This window comes from Microbacterium sp. NPDC055910 (assembly GCF_042271185.1).
Classification (GTDB): domain Bacteria; phylum Actinomycetota; class Actinomycetes; order Actinomycetales; family Microbacteriaceae; genus Microbacterium.
In genome coordinates this window covers 28,252-45,423 of record NZ_JBHJZS010000005.1, presented here as the reverse complement: position 1 = coordinate 45,423, position 17,172 = coordinate 28,252, and the positions used below count along the sequence as shown (strand labels likewise).

The window sequence follows — 17,172 nt, the reverse complement described above, 5'->3', positions numbered from 1 at the left end:
TAGCCTGGGCCGGTGACCGAGCCGACCGTCCCCGCCGAGCCCGAGCCGTCCCACGGTGTCGGGCCGTGGCCGGGCGAGTGGCCCGACGACCCCCGCTACGACCGCGACCTGCTCGCGAACGGCGACCGGCGCAACGTGGTCGACGAGTACCGGTACTGGACGATGGATGCCATCGTCGCCGACCTCGACACGCGGCGCCACGCGTTCCACGTCGCGATCGAGAACTGGCAGCACGACATGAACATCGGCTCGATCGTGCGCAGTGCGAACGCGTTCCTCGCCGCCGAGGTGCACATCGTCGGCAAGCGCCGCTGGAACCGCCGCGGCGCGATGGTGACCGACCGGTACCAGCACGTCCGGCATCACGAAGACATCGCCGCGTTCGCCGCATGGACCGCCGGCGAGGGCATTCCCGTCATCGCGATCGACAACGTCGAGGGGTCGGCGCCCCTGCCTGACGCCGATCTGCCCGAGCGGTGCGTTCTGCTGTTCGGCCAGGAGGGGCCGGGACTGTCGGCGGAGGCCGTGGCCGCGGCATCCGGCGTCGTCGAGATCGCGCAGTACGGCTCGACGCGCTCGATCAACGCGAGCGCGGCGGCCGCCGTCGTCATGTACGAGTGGTGCCGCCGCTGGGCGTGATCGCGATCACGATCCGGCCGTGAGCCACGCGGGGCCGCGCACGCGCCAGCCGAGGGTCGCGAGCCGCGCGAGCATGTAGACGCCGAAGAACGCGCCGGCGAGCCAGGCGAGCCCGGCCGCGCCGGTCGGGTGCAGCACGGCGATCAGCACGAGCGCGGGCAGGAAGGGCACGAGGTTCAGCACGCCCGCGATCGCGAGGTACTTCGCATCGCCCGCTCCGATGAGCACGCCGTCGAGCACGAAGACGATGCCGCAGACCGGCTGCGCGACAGCGAGCACGAGGAGCGCCGGCATGACGAGGGCGGCGACGGCGGGGTCGCCGGTGAAGATGAGCCCCATGACGCCCGACAGCGCCGCCACGACCGCCCCGACCAGCACGCCGAACCATGCGCCCCACGCGAGGGTGCGCGCGAGCACCCGCCGCACATACGGTTCGTCGCCCATGCCCAGCCCCTTGCCGATCAGGGCCTGAGCCGCGATCGCGAGGGCATCCAGCGCGAACGCCGTGGTCGAGAAGAGCGTGAAGGCGACCTGCCATCCCGCGAGCTCGGCGGTGCCGAGACCCGTCGCGACCCCCACGGTCGCCAGCAGCGCGGCGCGCAGCGACACCGTCCGCAGGAACAGCCACCCGCCCGAGCGGGCCGAGCCGCGCACTCCGGCGCGCTGCGGACGAACGGATGCCGCGTGCCGACGCGCGACGCGACCCACGACGACGGCGAACGCGGCGACCATTCCCCACTGCGCTGCGACGGTGCCGGCGGCCGACCCGGCGATGCCCCACCCGAAGCCGTAGATGAAGAGCCAGTTCAGCAGGGCGTTCGCCGCGAAGCCGACGCCCGCGATCCACAGCGGCGTCACGGTGTCCTGCAGCCCGCGCAGCAGCCCCGTGGCGGCGAACACGATGAGCATGGCGGGCAGCCCCCACATCGACAGCCCGAGGTAGATCTGCGCCTGCTCGGCGACGTCGGCGGTCGCGCCGAAGAGCGAGACGAGCAGGGGCGTCGCGAACCACCCCGCGATGGCGAGCACGGCGCCCAGACCGAGCGCGAGCCACATCCCGTCGATACCGACCGAGACGGCCTTGCCGGGGTCGCCCGCGCCGAAGCGGCGCGCGACGGCCGGTGTCGTCGCGTAGGCGAGGAACACCATGAGCCCCACGATCGTCTGCAGGACGGCGGCGGCGATGCCCAGTCCCGCGAGGGGCACGATGCCCAGGTGTCCGACCATGGCGGCATCGACGATGAGGAACAGGGGCTCGGCGACGAGGGCGCCGAGGGCGGGGACCGCGAGGCGCAGGATGTCGCGGTTCAGCGCACTCGTGGGGGGCATGTTCCGATGCTATGAGCGAACACCGGCCGAGCCTGACGGCGCACCGCTCGCCTATCCTGGTTCGCATGACCGAAGCTCTCCCGTCCGGTATCGCGCTCGACGAACTCAGCGCGGACATCCGCCCCCAGGACGACCTGTTCCGTCACGTCAACGGCGCGTGGATCGACCGCACCGACATCCCCGAGGACAAAGCGCGCTGGGGGTCGTTCCACCTCATCGCCGAGCAGGCCGAGAAGGACGTCCACGCGATCGTCGAAGAGTCGCAGGATGCCGCCGAGGGCACCGAGGCTCGCAAGATCGGCGACCTCTACACGAGCTTCATGGACGTCGACCGCATCGCCGCGCTCGGTGCGGAGCCGCTTCGCGACCAGCTCGCCGAGGTCGACCGCATCGACTCGATCCCCGCGCTGCTCCGTGTCGTCGGCGAGCTCGAGCGTGACGGCGTCGCGGGGCTGTTCCACCTCTACATCGAGCCCGATCCGGGCGATCCGCAGCGCTACATCCCGTTCTTCCTGCAGGGCGGACTGTCGCTGCCCGACGAGAGCTACTACCGACTCGACAGCTTCGCTGAGACGCGCACCGCGTTCCGCGCCCACGTGCACCGCATCCTCGAGCTCGCGGGGGTCGCCGACCCCGAGGCATCCGCGGATCGCATCGTCGCGCTCGAGACCGAGCTCGCGACGCACCACTGGGACAACGTCAAGAGCCGCGACGCCGTCGCGACCTACAACCTCAAGACGTGGGGCGACGTGCAGGCGCTCATCGGCGTCGACCTGACGCCGTGGCGCGAGGGCGTCGCGCCGGCGCACGAAGACGCGTTCGGCGAGATCAACGTGTATCAGCCGAGCTTCCTCGAAGGTCTCGGGGGTCTGCTCACCGAAGAGCGGCTCGAGGATTGGAAGGCCTGGCTGCGGTTCGCCGTCGTGCACGGAGCGGCGTCGTTCCTGTCCGACGAGTTCGTCGATGAGAACTTCTCGTTCTACGGCACGCAGTTGACGGGTGTTCCCGTCAACCGCGAACGGTGGAAGCGCGGTGTCGGCCTCGCCGAAGCGGCGATGGGGGAGGCGATCGGGCGCGTGTATGTCGAGCGTCACTTCCCGCCCGCCGCGAAGGTGGCGATGGACGATCTCGTCGCGAATCTCGTCGAGGCCTACCGGCAGTCGATCACGGGTCTGGAGTGGATGAGCCCGGAGACCCGCGAGCGGGCACTGGCGAAGCTCGACGCCTTCACTCCCAAGATCGGCTATCCCGTGAAGTGGAAGGGCTACGACGCCCTCGAGATCGACGCGGGCGATCTCGTCGGGAACGTCCGCCGGGCACACGTGCACGAGCACGACCGTCAGCTCGGCAAGGTCGGCCAGCCGATCGACCGCGACGAGTGGTACATGACGCCGCAGACCGTCAACGCGTACTACAACCCGCTCATGAACGAGATCGTCTTCCCGGCGGCCATCCTGCAGTATCCGTTCTTCGACGCCGAGCGCGACGCGGCCGCGAACTACGGCGGCATCGGAGCCGTCATCGGGCACGAGATCGGACACGGCTTCGACGACCAGGGCAGCCGCTTCGATGGCGACGGCTCGTTGCGCGACTGGTGGACGGATCAGGACCGTGCCGCGTTCGAGCAGCGCACGGCGTCGCTCATCGCGCAGTACGACGAGCTCACGCCCGCGGGCATCTCGGGGGACTACAAGGTCAACGGCGCCCTCACGATCGGCGAGAACATCGGCGACCTCGGCGGGCTGGGCATCGCCCTCAAGGCGTATGCGCTGTCGCTCGGCACGGATTCGGCCGGTGAGCCCGTCGAGGCGCCCGAGATCGACGGTCTCACGGGCGTCCAGCGCGTGCTGCTGTCATGGGCGCAGATCTGGCAGCAGAAGGGCCGGGATGCCGAGACGATCCGGCTGCTCACGATCGACCCGCACTCACCGAACGAGTTCCGGTGCAATCAGATCGTGCGCAACGTCGACGCGTTCTACGACGCCTTCGGTGTGACCGCAGCGGATGCGCTGTGGCTCGACGAGGACGAGCGCGTCACGATCTGGTGACCTGACCGGGCGGCGGAGCCGTCAGAAGACGATCGTGTGGTTCCCGTGGCGGATGACGCGGTCCTGCGCGTGCCACAGCACGGCACGTGACAGCACCTGACGCTCGACGTCGGCGCCGCGGCGCGCGAGTTCGGCGACGCCGTCGGCGTGGGTCACCCGCACGGTGTCCTGGTCGATGATCGGCCCCTCGTCGAGGTCGTCGGTGACGTAGTGGCTCGTCGCGCCGATGAGCTTGACGCCGCGCTCCTTGGCCTTCTTGTACGGCTCAGCGCCGATGAAGGCGGGCAGGAAGGAGTGGTGGATGTTGATGACGGGCACGCCGACCTGCGCGAGGAAGTCGCTCGAGAGGATCTGCATGTAGCGCGCGAGCACGATGAAGTCGACGTTGCCGACGAGGAGCTTGAGGATCTCGGCTTCGGACGCGCTCTTGTCCGGACCGGGGGTCGAGGGCACGTGGAAGAACGGCACGCCGAACGAGCGCACGTCATCGGCCGCGGTGGTGTGGTTCGAGATGACCATCGGGATCGAGACGGGCAGGTCGCCGCGGCGGTGCCGCCACAGCAGGTCGAGCAGGCAGTGGTCCTGCTTCGAGGCGAGGATCGCCATGCGCTTGGGCACGGACTGGTCGGTGAGCGACCACTCCAGGTCGAACCCGCCGAGCGTTGTCGCGAGGTCGGCCTTGATTTCGGGCAGGGCGGCGTCGAGTCCTGGCCGGTGGAACACGACGCGCTGGAAGTACGCGCCCCCCGTCGGGTCATCGGAGTACTGGTCGAAGGCGACGATGTTGCCGCGGTTGCGCGTGATGAGCGCCGAGACGGCGGCGACGATCCCCGGCTGGTCGCTGCCGTGCACGATGAGGCAGGCGTGTTCGGGAAGGAGCTGCGGTGAGGACGGCGCGGACATCCCTCGATTCTGCCGTGAGTTGACGGATGCCGCGGCCACGGGCACGTGCCGGCGGTGTTCAGGCGCTCGCCGAAGCGAGGGGATCCGCGGCCACCTCGATCTGCTGGAGCCGGCCGGTGCCGTCTCGAGCGCGCATCCGCGACGCCGGCATGTGCAGCCGGTCGCGTTAGGTCGAACATCTATTCTGAGTACCGTCTTCCTTGTGTCGTATCTTTGTACTATGCTTGAGGGTATGGCGGAGGACCGGTATCCCGAAGAAGTGACACCGGTGCGCCTGCCCGCCGAAGAGATCTTGGGTCATCTTCTGGATGCTGCGCTGGCCGACCATATGGACGCGAATCGTCGTCTGGCTCTTCGTGCGGGTCGTATCGTCGAGGCGATCGATACCGCGGTGCGGCACCCGTACGTGTATACGTCGGTCGAGGGTCGGGCGGGGTCGAATCTGGCCGAGCGTGCGGTGATCGTCGATATCGCGTTGCGGTTGCAGTTGTCCGAGCGGGCGGTGCAGGATGTGGCACGGCTGGTCCGTGACGCGCGTGCCCGGTTGCCGATGCTGTGGCAGCGTGCCGAAGAGGGCTTCCTCTCGCTCTCGCTCGTGGAGTCCGCCGTCACCGGCGCCGCCCGACTGCTCCCCCCGTTCGGGGCCTGCGATGACGAACGGGCCGTCTCCGCTGCGGCGCTGCGCGAACTGGACTCCCGGGCCGAGGAGTGGGCGGTCACGGTCACACCGGCCGGGTTCCGGTCCCGCCTGGCCCGCCTGCTGGACACCCTCGATGCCCGCACCGCTGACGCCCGGCACACCGCGGCGCTGCGGGATCGCAAGGTCCTGGTCGAACACGTCGGCGACGGCATGGCATGGGTGTCAGCCCTGGTGCCGTCGATCGATGCGGTCGCGATCAAACGCCGCCTGACAGCGACCGCGAAGCACCTGGCCACACACCCCCACGAAACCCGATCCCGCGACCAGATCCGCGCCGACCTGCTCTCCGCCTGGGCCCGCGGCATCGGCACCCCCACCGCCGTGAAAACGAAAGTGTTCGTCACCATCCCCGCCACCCTCCTCGCCAGCAGCAGCAAGCCCGGCCGCGGCAGCGCCGGCGGCGTCGACCAGGCCGGTGCCAGCACGGGAGCCGGCGCGGATGTCCGCGCGGGCCTCGGTGAGAGCGCCACCATCGTCGGACACGGGCCCCTGTCACCCCTCGCGGCGAAACAGATCTTCCTCGACACCAACGCCTTCCACCGGATCATCACCGACCCGATCTCCGGCGTCATCCTCGACATGGACCGCCGCACCTACCGACCCACCACCGCCCAACGCGACTGGCTCACCCTCCAACACGGCACCTGCGCCCGCGACGGCTGCACCCGCCTCGCCCTCGACGCCGACATCGACCACACCACCCCCTGGGCACACGGCGGACCCACCAACATCCGCCAACTCCGCCCCCTCTGCCCACCCGATCACACCCACCGACATCGCACCAAGCTCGCCTACCGCACCCGCGACAACGGCACCGTCGAAGTCACCACACCCACCGGATTCACCTCCACCGAACCCCCACCCTTCTAACGACGACGCTGACTGGCCGACGCGGCATGACCCGCTGCCGCTCGGCAGTCACCTCCGAGCAACCGAAGGTGTCCCGCAGTGCGGGCATCACGTGCAAAGACGCGGGCGATACATGATGACGGGTCACGCGATCTCGCTCACCTGCCTGGCGGGTCTGGTCGTCCGAAGCGCCTGATCGCCGCCAATGTCGGAGGTGTGGTGTGTCCTGTACCACTGGCCATCGGCCGGTGGCACACACCTGGGGGTGCGTGCCTCGAACGACCAGAAGGTTCCGTCATGTCCGACAACTCGATCGACGGCGCGCACGAGCGCCGCGCCACTCACCTCGAGCCCACCGAGCCCGCCGCGGTGGTCCCTCCCCTCACACCGCCCGCCGGCTGGTATCCCGACCCGCAGGATCCTGCCGCGCAGCGCTACTGGGACGGCGCGCAATGGAGCACCCACACGGCGGGAACCGCCCCGTTCGGTGCGGCGACCCCCGGGACTCCCGCGGCCGACGCCGGCGCGGAGACGCTGCCGGGTGGGGCAGTGGCGGTCAAGCGCGGTCTGCCGAAGCTCAAGTGGTGGCAGTGGACACTGATCGCGATCGCCGCGATCGTCCTCGTCAGCATGGTCGTCAACGGGGTGAGCGGGCAGCGCGCATCGAGCGACGCCGCGGCCCCGAAGCCGACCGCTGCCGTCGAGCAGACGAAGGAGCCCGTCGCCGCGGAAAAACCCGTTGAGATGGTGGAGGTGCCGCAATTGGTGGGATCAACGGTCGCCGAGGCTCGCGCGAAGCTCGACGCGGTCGGGCTGACGCTCGCTCCCGGTGACGCCGCCGACGACTGGGTCGTCGTGACGCAGCAGCCGACGGCGGGGTCGCATCCGCTCGATGGGCTCGAGCTGAGCGTCACCAGCGAGGCGCCCAAGCGCGTCTACACGCTTGCGCAGCAGAACGCGATCGCGAAAGCGCAGAGCTACCTGAAGCTCATGGGATTCTCGCGGACGGGGCTGATCGAGCAGCTGGAGTTCGAGGGCTACTCGGCCGAAGACGCCACGTTCGGCGCCGACAACGCGGGCGCCGACTGGCTGGCAGAGGCGGCCGAGAAGGCCAAGAGCTACCTCGACATGATGGCGTTCTCGCGGGAGGGCCTGTATGACCAACTCGCGTATGAAGGGTTCACCGACGCCGAGATCCAACACGGTCTCACCGCGGTCGGCTACTGACAGCGCTCGGGCGGTCGTCGTCGCGATGGCGACCGCCCGACCAGAAGTCGTCCCACACCCCGTCCACCTGGCGTCTCAGCTGCCCGTGACCGTATCGCTCCCCTCGTGCGCGCAACATCCCCGCGCTCGTCGAGGCCGGGGATGCCGCTACCGCACACCCTTCATGAGCGCGAGCACGGGCTTGAGCGCCGCCCACAGGGCGATGCCGAGCACGATCGCGATGGCACCGAGGATCGAGAAGTAGGGCACCTCGTCGTGCGGGTCGTAGAAGCCCGCGAGCCAGCCGGCGATCGAGGTGCCGAGCGCGATCGAGAGGAAGTACAGGGCGACCATCTGGGTGTGGAAGCGCTGCGGCGCGAGTTTCGTCGACGCCGACAGGCCGGGAGGCGAGATGAACAGCTCGGCGATCGTGAAGACGAGCAGGATGCCGACGATCGCGAGCAGCGGCGTCGAGTTCGCGGGCCCGTTCGCGAACGGCAGGAACAGCAGGAACGCGGCACCCATGATGATGGCGCCGAGGGCGAACTTGACGGGAGTCGTCGGCTGGCGTCGCCCGAGCTTGGTCCAGACGGCGGCGAACACGCCGGACAGGATGATGACGAAGATCGCCGGAATCGAGTTGATCCACGGGATCGGCATCTCCCAGCCGAAGATGTCGCGGTTGAGCCGCTCGTCGGAGTAGATCGTCAGCACCGTGAACTGCTGCTGGTACAGAGACCAGAACCCCACGTTGACGATGAACAGCGGGATGAATCCGATGACGCGGGAGCGCTCGATCTTCGTCACGACACGCGAGCCCGCGATGACCCAGAAGTAGGCGATGGCTGCGGCGATCGTCACCAGGATGACGATGATCGCGAGGTTGTCGGCACGTATGACCCCGACGAGCACGAGCACGACGAGAATCGCGACGGCGCCGAGGGCGATGCCGACCACGAGACCGCGGCGGTTGCGGGGGAGCGGATTGGGCACCGCGCGCGCCTCTTCGGGAAGCTGCTTGCGCCCGAACGAGTACTGGATGAGTCCCGCCGCCATGCCGACGGCGGCGAGCCCGAAGCCCCAGTGGAACCCCAGCGTGGACTGCAGCAGACCCGTCAGCAGCGGACCGGCGAACGCCCCGAGGTTGATGCCGAGATAGAACAGCGAGAAACCGGCATCCCGCCGCACATCGTCGGGGGCGTACAGCGTGCCCACGACCGAGGTCGCATTCGCCTTCAGGCCGCCGGACCCCAGCGCGACGAGGACCATACCGACCCCGAGCCCCCACACGTTCGGCAGGATCGCCAGGGCGATGTGTCCCGCCATGATCACCATCGCGCTGTAGAACAGCACGCGCTCCGATCCGAGCAGGCGGTCGGCGACCCAGGCGCCGAGGATCGTGGATAGATAGACGGTGCCGCCGTATGCGCCGACGATGCCCGCCGCGACGCCCCGGTCGATTCCGAGGCCCCCCTCGGTGACCGAGAAGTACATGTAGATGAGCAGGATCCCCTGCATGCCGTAGAAGCTGAACCGCTCCCACATCTCGACGCCGAAGACGTGCGCGAGCGCCCACGGCTGGCCGAAGAAGCGGGTGTCGGAATCACCCGTGCCGGTCGTGGCGGCGTCGTCGGTGCCGCTCGCGGCGGCGGCCTTCGCTCCCGCACGCGTCGTGCCCGCGGCATCCCCCGCGGCCGTTGCTCCTTCAGGTGGCCCGACGGGAATCTGCTCCGGCTCGGTGCCGTCGTTCGCGCTCATTTCGCCAGGCTATCGCCCGGAAGCCGCGCGTACAGCGAAGCGAATCAGCGAAGTGACGGATGCCGCTCGTGCGAGTCCGGACGCGCCGGGATGAACACGGCGATGCCCAGAGCGACGACGGCGGCGGCGCCGCCGAGCAGGAACGAGACCTGGAACCCCTCGGGCGTCGGCGTGGGCACACCCTCGAACGGCTGCGAATACGTCGCGAGCACGGCTCCGACGACGGCCGCCGCGACGCTCGTGCCGAACGAACGGAACAGCGCGTTGAGGCCGTTCGAGGCGCCCGTCTCGCTCTGCGGGACGGAGCGCATGATGAGCATCGGCATGGCGGCGTAGCCGAAGCCGATGCCGACGCCGATGAGCAGGTTGGCGATGAGCAGATGCCACACCTCGGACGAGAAGAGCAGCGTGAACCCGTATGCCGCGATGAGCGCCGCCGCACCGATGACCAGCAGCGGCTTCGGCCCGATCGTGCCGGCCAGCCGCCCCGAGACGGGCGAGAGCACCATCATGACCAGGCCCGACGGCATGATGATGAGGCTCGCCGCCAGCAACGACAGGCCGAAACCTCCCGCCGCCTGCGGCAGCTCGAGCATCTGCGGGTAGCTCACGTTCGACGAGAACAGCGCGAACCCGAGCGCGACCGATGCGAGGTTCGTCAGCAGCACGGCCGGGCGGCCCGCGATGCGCAGGTCGAGCAGAGGGTCGTCGATCCGCAGCTCGTACCAGCCCCACACGAGGAGCACGACGACGCCGCCGATTCCGCACGCGAGAGTCGCGGGCGACACCCAGCCCCACTCGTTGCCGCGCGAGACCGCCAGCAGGATGCCGACGAGACCGACCGCGAGGCCTGCCGCGCCGACGTAGTCGAAGCGTCCCGCCGTGCGCAGCACGCTGACCGGCACGATCCACAGCACGAGCACGAAGACGATGACGCCGAGCGCCGCGGCGACCCAGAACAGCAGGTGCCAATCGGCGTACTCGGTGACCAGGGCGCTGATCGGCAGCCCGACCGCGCCGCCGACGCCGAGCGTCGCGCTGATGAGCGCGACCGCCGCACCGACGCGGTCGGCGCGCAGCACGTCGCGCAGAATCGAGATGCCGAGGGGGATGACGCCCGTCATCGCGCCCTGCAGTGCGCGGCCGACGACGATTCCGACGATGTCGGTCGACAGTGCCGCGATGACCGAGCCGGCGACCATCAGCGCGACGAGTGCGAGCAGGATCCGCCGCTTGCCGTACATGTCGCCGAGCCGGCCGGCGATGGGGGTGATGACGGCGGCGGCGAGCAGCGTCGAGGTGACGACCCACGCGGTGTCCTCGCGACTCGCGTCGAGCAGTTCGGGCAGCTTGGACTGGATCGGCACGACGAGCGTGAACATGAACGACGAGGCGAGACCGGCGACGGCCAGCACGGCGATGATCGCGCCCTGCGACGGCATCCGGGTGAGTCTTCTGCGCGCGTTCTCATCCCGATTCATCACTCGTCAGGCTATCGGCCCCCGTGCGACCCGGGGCGCACCGGTGCCACACTGGACCGATGACACCGCGCGTCGACATCCGTCCGCTCGACACCGTCGCCGACGTCGTCGCCGCGAGCCACGTGCTCTCGGACGTCTGGGAAGGCGACCCCTCCGGCATGCCCGTCGGCCTGCTGCGTGCACTCGCCCACTCGGGCAACTACGCCGTGGGCCTCTGGCAGGACGAGCGCATGGTCGGTGCATCCGCGGCCTTCTTCGCCGCCCCGGCCGAACGTTCCATGCACAGCCACATCACCGGGGTGCTGCCCGAGCTGCAGGGCAGGGGACTCGAGCGCCTGCTCAAGCAGCATCAGCGCCAGTGGGCACTCGCCCGCGGGGTCGGGCACATCACGTGGACCTTCGACCCGCTCGTCGCCCGGAACGCCCGCTTCAACCTCAGCGTGCTCGGTGCGCGCGCCACCGAGTACCTCGTGCAGCACTACGGCGCGATGGACGACGGCGTCAACCGCGGCGACCAGTCCGACCGGATCATGGTGTCGTGGGCGCTCGCCGCTCCGCCCGCGCCGACCCCGCCCGACGACCGGGTCGCCGCGACGGTCGAGGTGCCGGCCGACATCGCCGCCGTCCGCCGCACCTCACCGACGGATGCCGCCTCCTGGCGCCTGCGCGTGCGCGAGGAGCTCGTGGCACACCTCGCCGACGGCCTCGTCATCGCGGGCTTCGACGAACGCGGCTACCTGCTGGTGTCCGCGTCATCCTCAGGATCGTCGTAGGGATTGCCCGGCCGCACGGGCGCGTCGTCGCGGACATCGATCCTCGTGACGCCCTCGCGGTGGGTCACATCGATCCGCGGAGCCGCGTCTTCCTCGACCGCATCGGGAGCCGAGAGCAGCTGATCGCGCCGCTTCTCTTCGTCGGTCATTCCAATCCCGTCGGCTGCCATGTCCGCTCCTTCCGCCGCTGCATCGAGGCTACGGGCGCTCGGCGTCCACGCGGACGGGGTTGCCCGCGAGCGGCGCGTGAGGTAGCCCCGCGACTAACCTGGCGGACGTGATCAACGCCGACTGGACGCCGCACCGCCGCGAAGACCGCGAGCTGCTCGGATGGATCCGCCCCGAAGGTCAGAGCTGGGTCGCCGTCGATCTGCTGGGGCGCGACGTGTCGGCCGCCGTCGAGTGGCTCGATGCCGAAGAGCGGCTCGAAGCCGGCGGCCTGGCCTGGCTCGCCGACGTCTGGATGCTCGACAAGCCCGACGCCGAGGCTGTGCGCGTGCGCATCGCCGAGGTCATGCCACCCACGACGGCCGGCGAGGCGGGCTGCGTCGTCGTGCACACCGACGACTTCGGGGCGATCGACGTGCCCTTCACCCGCATCGAGCTGCCCTGGCCCGCCCCGCCCGAGCTGCGCCCGAAACGCCCCGGCGAGGCATCGGAGTTCGCACCGACCCGCTGACCCGAGGTATCAGGCGTCGATGTCGGCGCTCTCTCTTTCTGAAACCCGCGTCATGGAACGCGGCCCCCGCGGTCTCTTGATCGAGCGAGGGAAGAAGGCGATGAGGGAGTCCACCGTGCGAGACGCATTCGAACAGCTCGTGCAGGCATTCACGAGCAACCGGTCGACCGACCGGACGAAGACGCCGCGGCTGCCGCGCGCCCTGCGCCCGCACGCGGCCCGGTCGACCTACCGCCCCGTGACCGACATCGAGGTCATCCGCCACATGACGACCTGAATCCCGGCCGTCCCGGGTCTACCCTGATCGCATGCGCACCGCGCGCGGGATGCTGGCCGTCACGGCCTGCGCCGTGCTGCTCGCCGGGTGCGCGCCGAACGAGCCGGAGCCGCCGTCCGTCGAGGGGCTCGAGATCACGGTCGTGCAGTCGCGCTCCGACGTCGCCGACCGCCACGCACAGGTGCGGGTGCGCAACGACACCGGCGCGACGGTCGAGATCGGCGCCGTCGAGGTCGTCGACGCCCGCTTCGCGGCGCCCGCCGAGCGCACCGATCCGGAGCGCATCACATCGGTCCGGCCCGGAGCGACGGTCGACATCCGCGTCGCGCTGCCCGCCGTGGACTGCGCGTCGTCCGACGGGGAACCGCGCGTGCGGCTCGAGCTCGCGGCATCCGGGCCCCTGGTCGAGACGCCCGCCGCCGATCCGCTCGACGTCATCACGCCCCTGCACGAGCGCGAGTGCCGTGCCGAGCGCCTCGCGGACTCGGCCGACGTCTCGTTCGCGTCGTTCCAGCCTTCGGCGCACCCGGCTCCCGCCGTGCTCGGCCTCGAGATCGTGCCGACCGGCCGCGCCCGTGCGGTCATCGTCGGCATCCAGCCGACGAACCTGCTGCGGTTCGACGGCACGCGCGCATCCAGCGACACCCTGCCCCTCGACGTCCTCGTCGGCACCGGCCCGGTCCTCGTTCCGCTGCCGCTCGTGCCGTCGCGCTGCGACCCGCACGCGGTGCAGGAGGACAAGCGCGGCACGGTCTTCACGCTCGAGGTGCAGCTCGACGGCGAGCCGGGCGAGGTCGAGCTCGCGGCGCCGGCCGACCTGCGCGCGCGCCTTCTGACGTGGGTCAGCCGGTGGTGCGGCGGATGAGCGTCAGTTGCATGACCGACGGCTCGACCGCGACGACGGCGTGCGGCACGCGCGCCGCGATGTGCACGAGACCGCCCGGCCGCAGATCGACCGTCTCGTCCCGCGTCGTGATCCGCAGGTGCCCGCTCTGCACCTGCAGCAGGATGGGCCCGGGGGCGGTGTGCTCGGTCATCTCCGTGCCCGCGTCGAACGCGAAGACGACGACGCGCACACCGTCGGCGGCCAGCGCGGCGTGCGAGACGCGGGTTCCGGGTTCGACCGTGACGAGGGCGCCGAGGTCGTCGATCGCAGTCATGTCCATGCCGCCATTGTGACCGCTCGTTAGGCTGACCGCATGTCCGAGAGCATCGCCGCTCCCTCGTCGTCCGGCGCGGGCCGCCGGGCCCAGTCCGACATCTACCGCGCGGGGATCAGCGGAACCCGCCCGCTCGTGCCCGTCGACGCCGCTGAACTCGAGCGTCGCGCGCGCAAGGCGCTGAGTCCCGAGGCCTTCGCCTACATCGCCGGCGCGGCGGGGGCCGAGCGCACGATGTCCGCCAACCGCGCGGCGTTCGAGCGGTGGCAGGTCTGGCCCCGGCCGTTGCGCGACGTGTCCGAGCGCGACCTGTCGATCGACTTCCTCGGCCGCCGCCGCGCGACACCGCTCCTGCTCGCACCCTTGGGCGTCATGGAGCTGGCCCACGACGAGGCCGACCTCGCGGTCGCGCGGGCGGCGGCATCCATCGACGTGCCGTACACGGTCTCGAACCAGGCTTCGTTCCCGATGGAGCAGATCCGGGATGCCGCACCCCGGAGCGCCCGGCTGTTCCAGCTGTACTGGTCGGCCTCGGACGAACTCAACGCGTCGCTGCTGCGGCGCGCCGAGGCATCCGGATGCGAAGCGATCGTCGTGACGCTGGACACCCACCTGCTCGGCTGGCGCACGCGTGACCTCGACCTCGCCTACCTGCCGTTCACGCGGGCCATGGGCATCGCGCAGTACACGAGCGACCCCGTCTTCCAGCAGCTCGTGCGCGATCGTGCCCGGCGGAGCGCCGCGACGGACGCGCCGGCGGTCAGGCTCACACCGACGGCGGTCGCCGCGGGCCTCACGATCGCCCGGAAGGGGCGGGCGCTCACGGGGACGGGGGTGCGCGAGAACCTGCGCTCGCCGCTTCCGCGTGCCGCCGTCGAGACCTTCCTCGAGGTGTTCTCGACGCCGGCGCTGACCTGGGACGACCTCGCGAAGGCCCGGGAGTGGACGACGCTGCCGATCATCCTGAAGGGCATCGTGCATCCCGACGACGCCGAGCGCGCGATCGACGCGGGCATCGACGGCGTCTGGGTCTCGAACCACGGCGGTCGGCAGATCGACCAGTCCGTGCCGACCCTCGCCGTGCTGCCGGACATCGCCGAGCGCGTCGCCGGCCGCGTGCCGATCGTGTTCGACTCGGGCGTGCGGCAGGGGGCCGACGTCGTGATCGCGCTCGCCCTCGGGGCGACCGCCGTCGCTCTCGGTCGCCCCTACGCGTACGGACTGGGGCTGGCCGGCGAAGCGGGCGTGCGCGAGGTCGTGCGCAACGTCATCGCCGAACTGGACATCACCCTGGGCCTGGCAGGCCACACCTCGATCGGCGCGCTGGGCCCCGGATCGCTGCGACCCGCCGGACGCTAGGCTCGGACCCGTGACGCTTCCTCCGCAGCCCCCGCCCCCGCCCGCATACGGTGCCGGACCGCAGCCGATGAACCCTTCCGACGAGAAGATGTGGGCCGTGCTCGTGCACCTCGGCGGCGCGCTCGTGAGCATCCTCGTGCCGCTCATCGGCTACCTCGTGCTGAAGGACCGCGGACCCTTCGTGCGCTCGCAGACCGCGACGGCGCTCAACTTCCAGCTCACGCTGCTCATCGCCTACATCGCCGGCGCCGTCCTCACCCTCGTCATCATCGGGATCTTCATCCTCATCGCCGCGGCCATCGTGAACATCGTGTTCGCGATCATCGCGGCCGTGAAGGCGGGCCGCGGGGAGTGGTACCAGTACCCGATCGCGATCCGCTTCGTCAGCTGAGAGGCCTGCCGCTGCGCGGCTAGACTCGACGGATGCCGCGCGGTGCGGCATCCGCGCCCTCTTCGCGCCCTCTCCCCACCCGACCATTGGAGCCACCGTGGCCGAGCAGTCCCGTCTCGACAAAGTCATCGCCCTCGCCCGTCACCGCGGGTTCGTGTTCCAAGCGGGTGAGATCTACGGCGGGTCCCGGTCGGCATGGGATTACGGCCCCCTCGGCACCGAACTGAAGGAGAACGTGCGCCGCCAGTGGTGGCAGACGTTCGTCCGCGGCCGCGGCGACATGGTGGGCCTGGATTCCTCGATCATCCTCCCCAAGCGCGTGTGGGAGGCGTCGGGTCACGTCGCGACGTTCACCGACCCGCTCGTCGAGTGCCTGCAGTGCCACAAGCGCTTCCGCGCCGACAACCTCGTCGAGGACTTCGAGGAGCGCAAGGGTCGCCCCGCCGAGAACGGCCTCGCCGACGTGCCGTGCCCGCACTGCGGCACGAAGGGCCAGTGGACGGAGCCGAAGGCGTTCTCGGGCCTGGTGAAGTCGTACCTCGGCGTCGTCGACGATGAGACGGGCCTGCACTACCTGCGCCCCGAGACCGCCCAGGGCATCTTCGTCAACTTCGGCAATGTCCTGACGGCGAGCCGCAAGAAGCCCCCGTTCGGCGTCGGCCAGGTCGGAAAGGCCTTCCGCAACGAGATCACCCCCGGCAACTTCATCTTCCGCACGCGTGAGTTCGAGCAGATGGAGATCGAGTTCTTCACACCGCCCGCCGAGGCCGGCGAGTGGTTCGACCACTGGGTCGAGGCGTGCTGGAACTGGTTCATCGACCTCGGCATCGACGGCGACAACATGCGCCGCTTCGACGTTCCCGATGAGGACCGCGCGCACTACTCGGCCGGCACGATCGACGTCGAATACCGCTTCGGGTTCACCGGCAAGGAGTGGGGCGAGCTCATGGGCATCGCCAACCGCACCGACTACGACCTGAAGAGCCACACCGAGGCGTCGGGGCAGAGCCTGACCTACTTCGACCAGGCGTCGGGCGAGCGGTACACGCCGTACGTCATCGAGCCGTCGTTCGGCCTCACTCGCGCCATGATGGCGTTCCTCGTCGACGCGTACCACGAGGAGGAGGTGCCGAACGCTAAGGGCGGCACCGACAGCCGCACCGTGCTCAAGCTCGACCCGCGTCTCGCCCCCGTCAAGGTCGCCGTGCTGCCGCTCTCGCGCAACGAGAAGCTGTCGCCGCTGGCCCGCGGCCTCGCCGACGAACTGCGCGCGCACGGCTGGAACATCGACTTCGACGACGCCGGAGCGATCGGCCGCCGCTACCGCCGTCAGGACGAGATCGGCACGCCGTTCTGCGTCACGGTCGACTTCGACTCGCTCGACGACAACGCCGTGACGGTGCGCGACCGCGACACGATGTCGCAGGAGCGACTGCCGGTCGACGGGCTCGCAGCGTTCCTCGCGGAGCGCCTGAAGGGCGCCTGACCCGAGACCACGAACGCCGGGTGCCTCGCGTGAGGCACCCGGCGTTTTCGCGTTGGTCAGGCCGTCATGGCCACCGCGGGCGACCCAGCCCCGCCCCCCGTGTAGAACCGCCCCCCCGCCGCCCTGTGCGCGGA

Annotated in this window: 17 protein-coding genes; 11 read left to right on the top strand and 6 right to left on the bottom strand. The window is 70.2% G+C overall.

Going from position 1 to position 17,172, the window contains the following annotated elements; all coding sequences use genetic code 11:
* The first annotated feature begins 12 nt into the window (after positions 1-12).
* On the top strand, positions 13-639 hold the full coding sequence (locus ACFC3F_RS03930) for a TrmH family RNA methyltransferase (protein WP_376126916.1): 627 nt from the start codon (positions 13-15) through the stop codon (positions 637-639).
* Positions 640-645: 6 nt separating this feature from the next.
* Here the strand turns inward: ACFC3F_RS03930 and ACFC3F_RS03925 are convergent, their stop codons facing one another.
* Positions 646-1,968, bottom strand: a complete 1,323-nt coding sequence (locus ACFC3F_RS03925; RefSeq protein ID WP_376126914.1) for an MATE family efflux transporter — start codon at positions 1,966-1,968, stop codon at positions 646-648.
* 65 nt (positions 1,969-2,033) lie between these two features.
* On the opposite strand from ACFC3F_RS03925, the gene ACFC3F_RS03920 reads away from it, so the two are divergent.
* Positions 2,034-4,016: a M13 family metallopeptidase gene (locus ACFC3F_RS03920; RefSeq protein WP_376126912.1), complete on the top strand. Its 1,983-nt coding sequence runs from the start codon at positions 2,034-2,036 to the stop codon at positions 4,014-4,016.
* A 21-nt stretch (positions 4,017-4,037) separates the two neighbouring features.
* On the opposite strand, the gene purU is transcribed toward ACFC3F_RS03920, so the two are convergent.
* Positions 4,038-4,919, bottom strand: coding sequence for a formyltetrahydrofolate deformylase (gene purU / locus ACFC3F_RS03915; RefSeq protein ID WP_376126910.1), 882 nt, complete (start codon positions 4,917-4,919; stop codon positions 4,038-4,040).
* A gap of 232 nt (positions 4,920-5,151) precedes the next feature.
* Here purU and ACFC3F_RS03910 point away from each other — a divergent pair, with 232 nt between their 5' ends.
* Positions 5,152-6,489: a DUF222 domain-containing protein gene (locus ACFC3F_RS03910; RefSeq protein WP_376126909.1), complete on the top strand. Its 1,338-nt coding sequence runs from the start codon at positions 5,152-5,154 to the stop codon at positions 6,487-6,489.
* Between the two features lie 276 nt (positions 6,490-6,765).
* Positions 6,766-7,695, top strand: coding sequence for an Ltp family lipoprotein (locus ACFC3F_RS03905; RefSeq protein WP_376126907.1), 930 nt, complete (start codon positions 6,766-6,768; stop codon positions 7,693-7,695).
* A 147-nt stretch (positions 7,696-7,842) separates the two neighbouring features.
* On the opposite strand, the gene ACFC3F_RS03900 is transcribed toward ACFC3F_RS03905, so the two are convergent.
* Together ACFC3F_RS03900 and ACFC3F_RS03895 are read right to left on the bottom strand one after the other, a co-directional pair.
* Complete coding sequence (locus tag ACFC3F_RS03900; RefSeq protein ID WP_376126905.1) at positions 7,843-9,432, bottom strand: peptide MFS transporter; 1,590 nt, start codon at positions 9,430-9,432, stop codon at positions 7,843-7,845.
* A 44-nt stretch (positions 9,433-9,476) separates the two neighbouring features.
* Positions 9,477-10,874: an MFS transporter gene (locus ACFC3F_RS03895; protein ID WP_376127057.1), complete on the bottom strand. Its 1,398-nt coding sequence runs from the start codon at positions 10,872-10,874 to the stop codon at positions 9,477-9,479.
* Positions 10,875-10,972: 98 nt separating this feature from the next.
* Here ACFC3F_RS03895 and ACFC3F_RS03890 point away from each other — a divergent pair, with 98 nt between their 5' ends.
* A complete protein-coding gene (locus ACFC3F_RS03890) occupies positions 10,973-11,686 on the top strand; it encodes a GNAT family N-acetyltransferase (RefSeq protein WP_376126903.1) in 714 nt (237 codons plus the stop codon).
* Here the strand turns inward: ACFC3F_RS03890 and ACFC3F_RS03885 are convergent.
* On the bottom strand, positions 11,647-11,856 hold the full coding sequence (locus ACFC3F_RS03885) for a hypothetical protein (protein ID WP_376126901.1): 210 nt from the start codon (positions 11,854-11,856) through the stop codon (positions 11,647-11,649). The genes ACFC3F_RS03890 and ACFC3F_RS03885 overlap by 40 nt on opposite strands.
* A gap of 107 nt (positions 11,857-11,963) precedes the next feature.
* Here ACFC3F_RS03885 and ACFC3F_RS03880 point away from each other — a divergent pair, with 107 nt between their 5' ends.
* The 3 genes from ACFC3F_RS03880 to ACFC3F_RS03870 all read left to right on the top strand — a co-directional run bounded on the left by ACFC3F_RS03880 (position 11,964) and on the right by ACFC3F_RS03870 (position 13,507).
* Positions 11,964-12,365 carry a hypothetical protein gene (locus tag ACFC3F_RS03880; RefSeq protein WP_376126899.1) on the top strand — a complete coding sequence of 134 codons (402 nt, stop codon included), beginning with the start codon at positions 11,964-11,966 and terminating at the stop codon, positions 12,363-12,365.
* Between the two features lie 115 nt (positions 12,366-12,480).
* Positions 12,481-12,642: a hypothetical protein gene (locus ACFC3F_RS03875; protein WP_376126897.1), complete on the top strand. Its 162-nt coding sequence runs from the start codon at positions 12,481-12,483 to the stop codon at positions 12,640-12,642.
* A gap of 31 nt (positions 12,643-12,673) precedes the next feature.
* On the top strand, positions 12,674-13,507 hold the full coding sequence (locus ACFC3F_RS03870) for a hypothetical protein (protein WP_376126895.1): 834 nt from the start codon (positions 12,674-12,676) through the stop codon (positions 13,505-13,507).
* Here ACFC3F_RS03870 and ACFC3F_RS03865 read toward each other — a convergent pair.
* Complete coding sequence (locus ACFC3F_RS03865) at positions 13,485-13,808, bottom strand: cupin domain-containing protein (RefSeq protein ID WP_376126893.1); 324 nt, start codon at positions 13,806-13,808, stop codon at positions 13,485-13,487. The two genes, ACFC3F_RS03870 and ACFC3F_RS03865, sit on opposite strands and share 23 nt — an antisense overlap.
* A 33-nt stretch (positions 13,809-13,841) precedes the next feature.
* Here ACFC3F_RS03865 and ACFC3F_RS03860 point away from each other — a divergent pair, with 33 nt between their 5' ends.
* The 3 genes from ACFC3F_RS03860 to ACFC3F_RS03850 all read left to right on the top strand — a co-directional run bounded on the left by ACFC3F_RS03860 (position 13,842) and on the right by ACFC3F_RS03850 (position 17,038).
* Positions 13,842-15,161, top strand: a complete 1,320-nt coding sequence (locus tag ACFC3F_RS03860) for an alpha-hydroxy-acid oxidizing protein (RefSeq protein WP_376126891.1) — start codon at positions 13,842-13,844, stop codon at positions 15,159-15,161.
* Between the two features lie 10 nt (positions 15,162-15,171).
* The gene (locus ACFC3F_RS03855) at positions 15,172-15,552 is read left to right on the top strand and encodes a DUF4870 domain-containing protein (protein ID WP_376126889.1); all 381 of its coding nucleotides are present in this window, start codon (positions 15,172-15,174) and stop codon (positions 15,550-15,552) included.
* Positions 15,553-15,649: 97 nt separating this feature from the next.
* Complete coding sequence (locus ACFC3F_RS03850) at positions 15,650-17,038, top strand: glycine--tRNA ligase (protein WP_376126887.1); 1,389 nt, start codon at positions 15,650-15,652, stop codon at positions 17,036-17,038.
* Positions 17,039-17,172 lie beyond the last annotated feature (134 nt).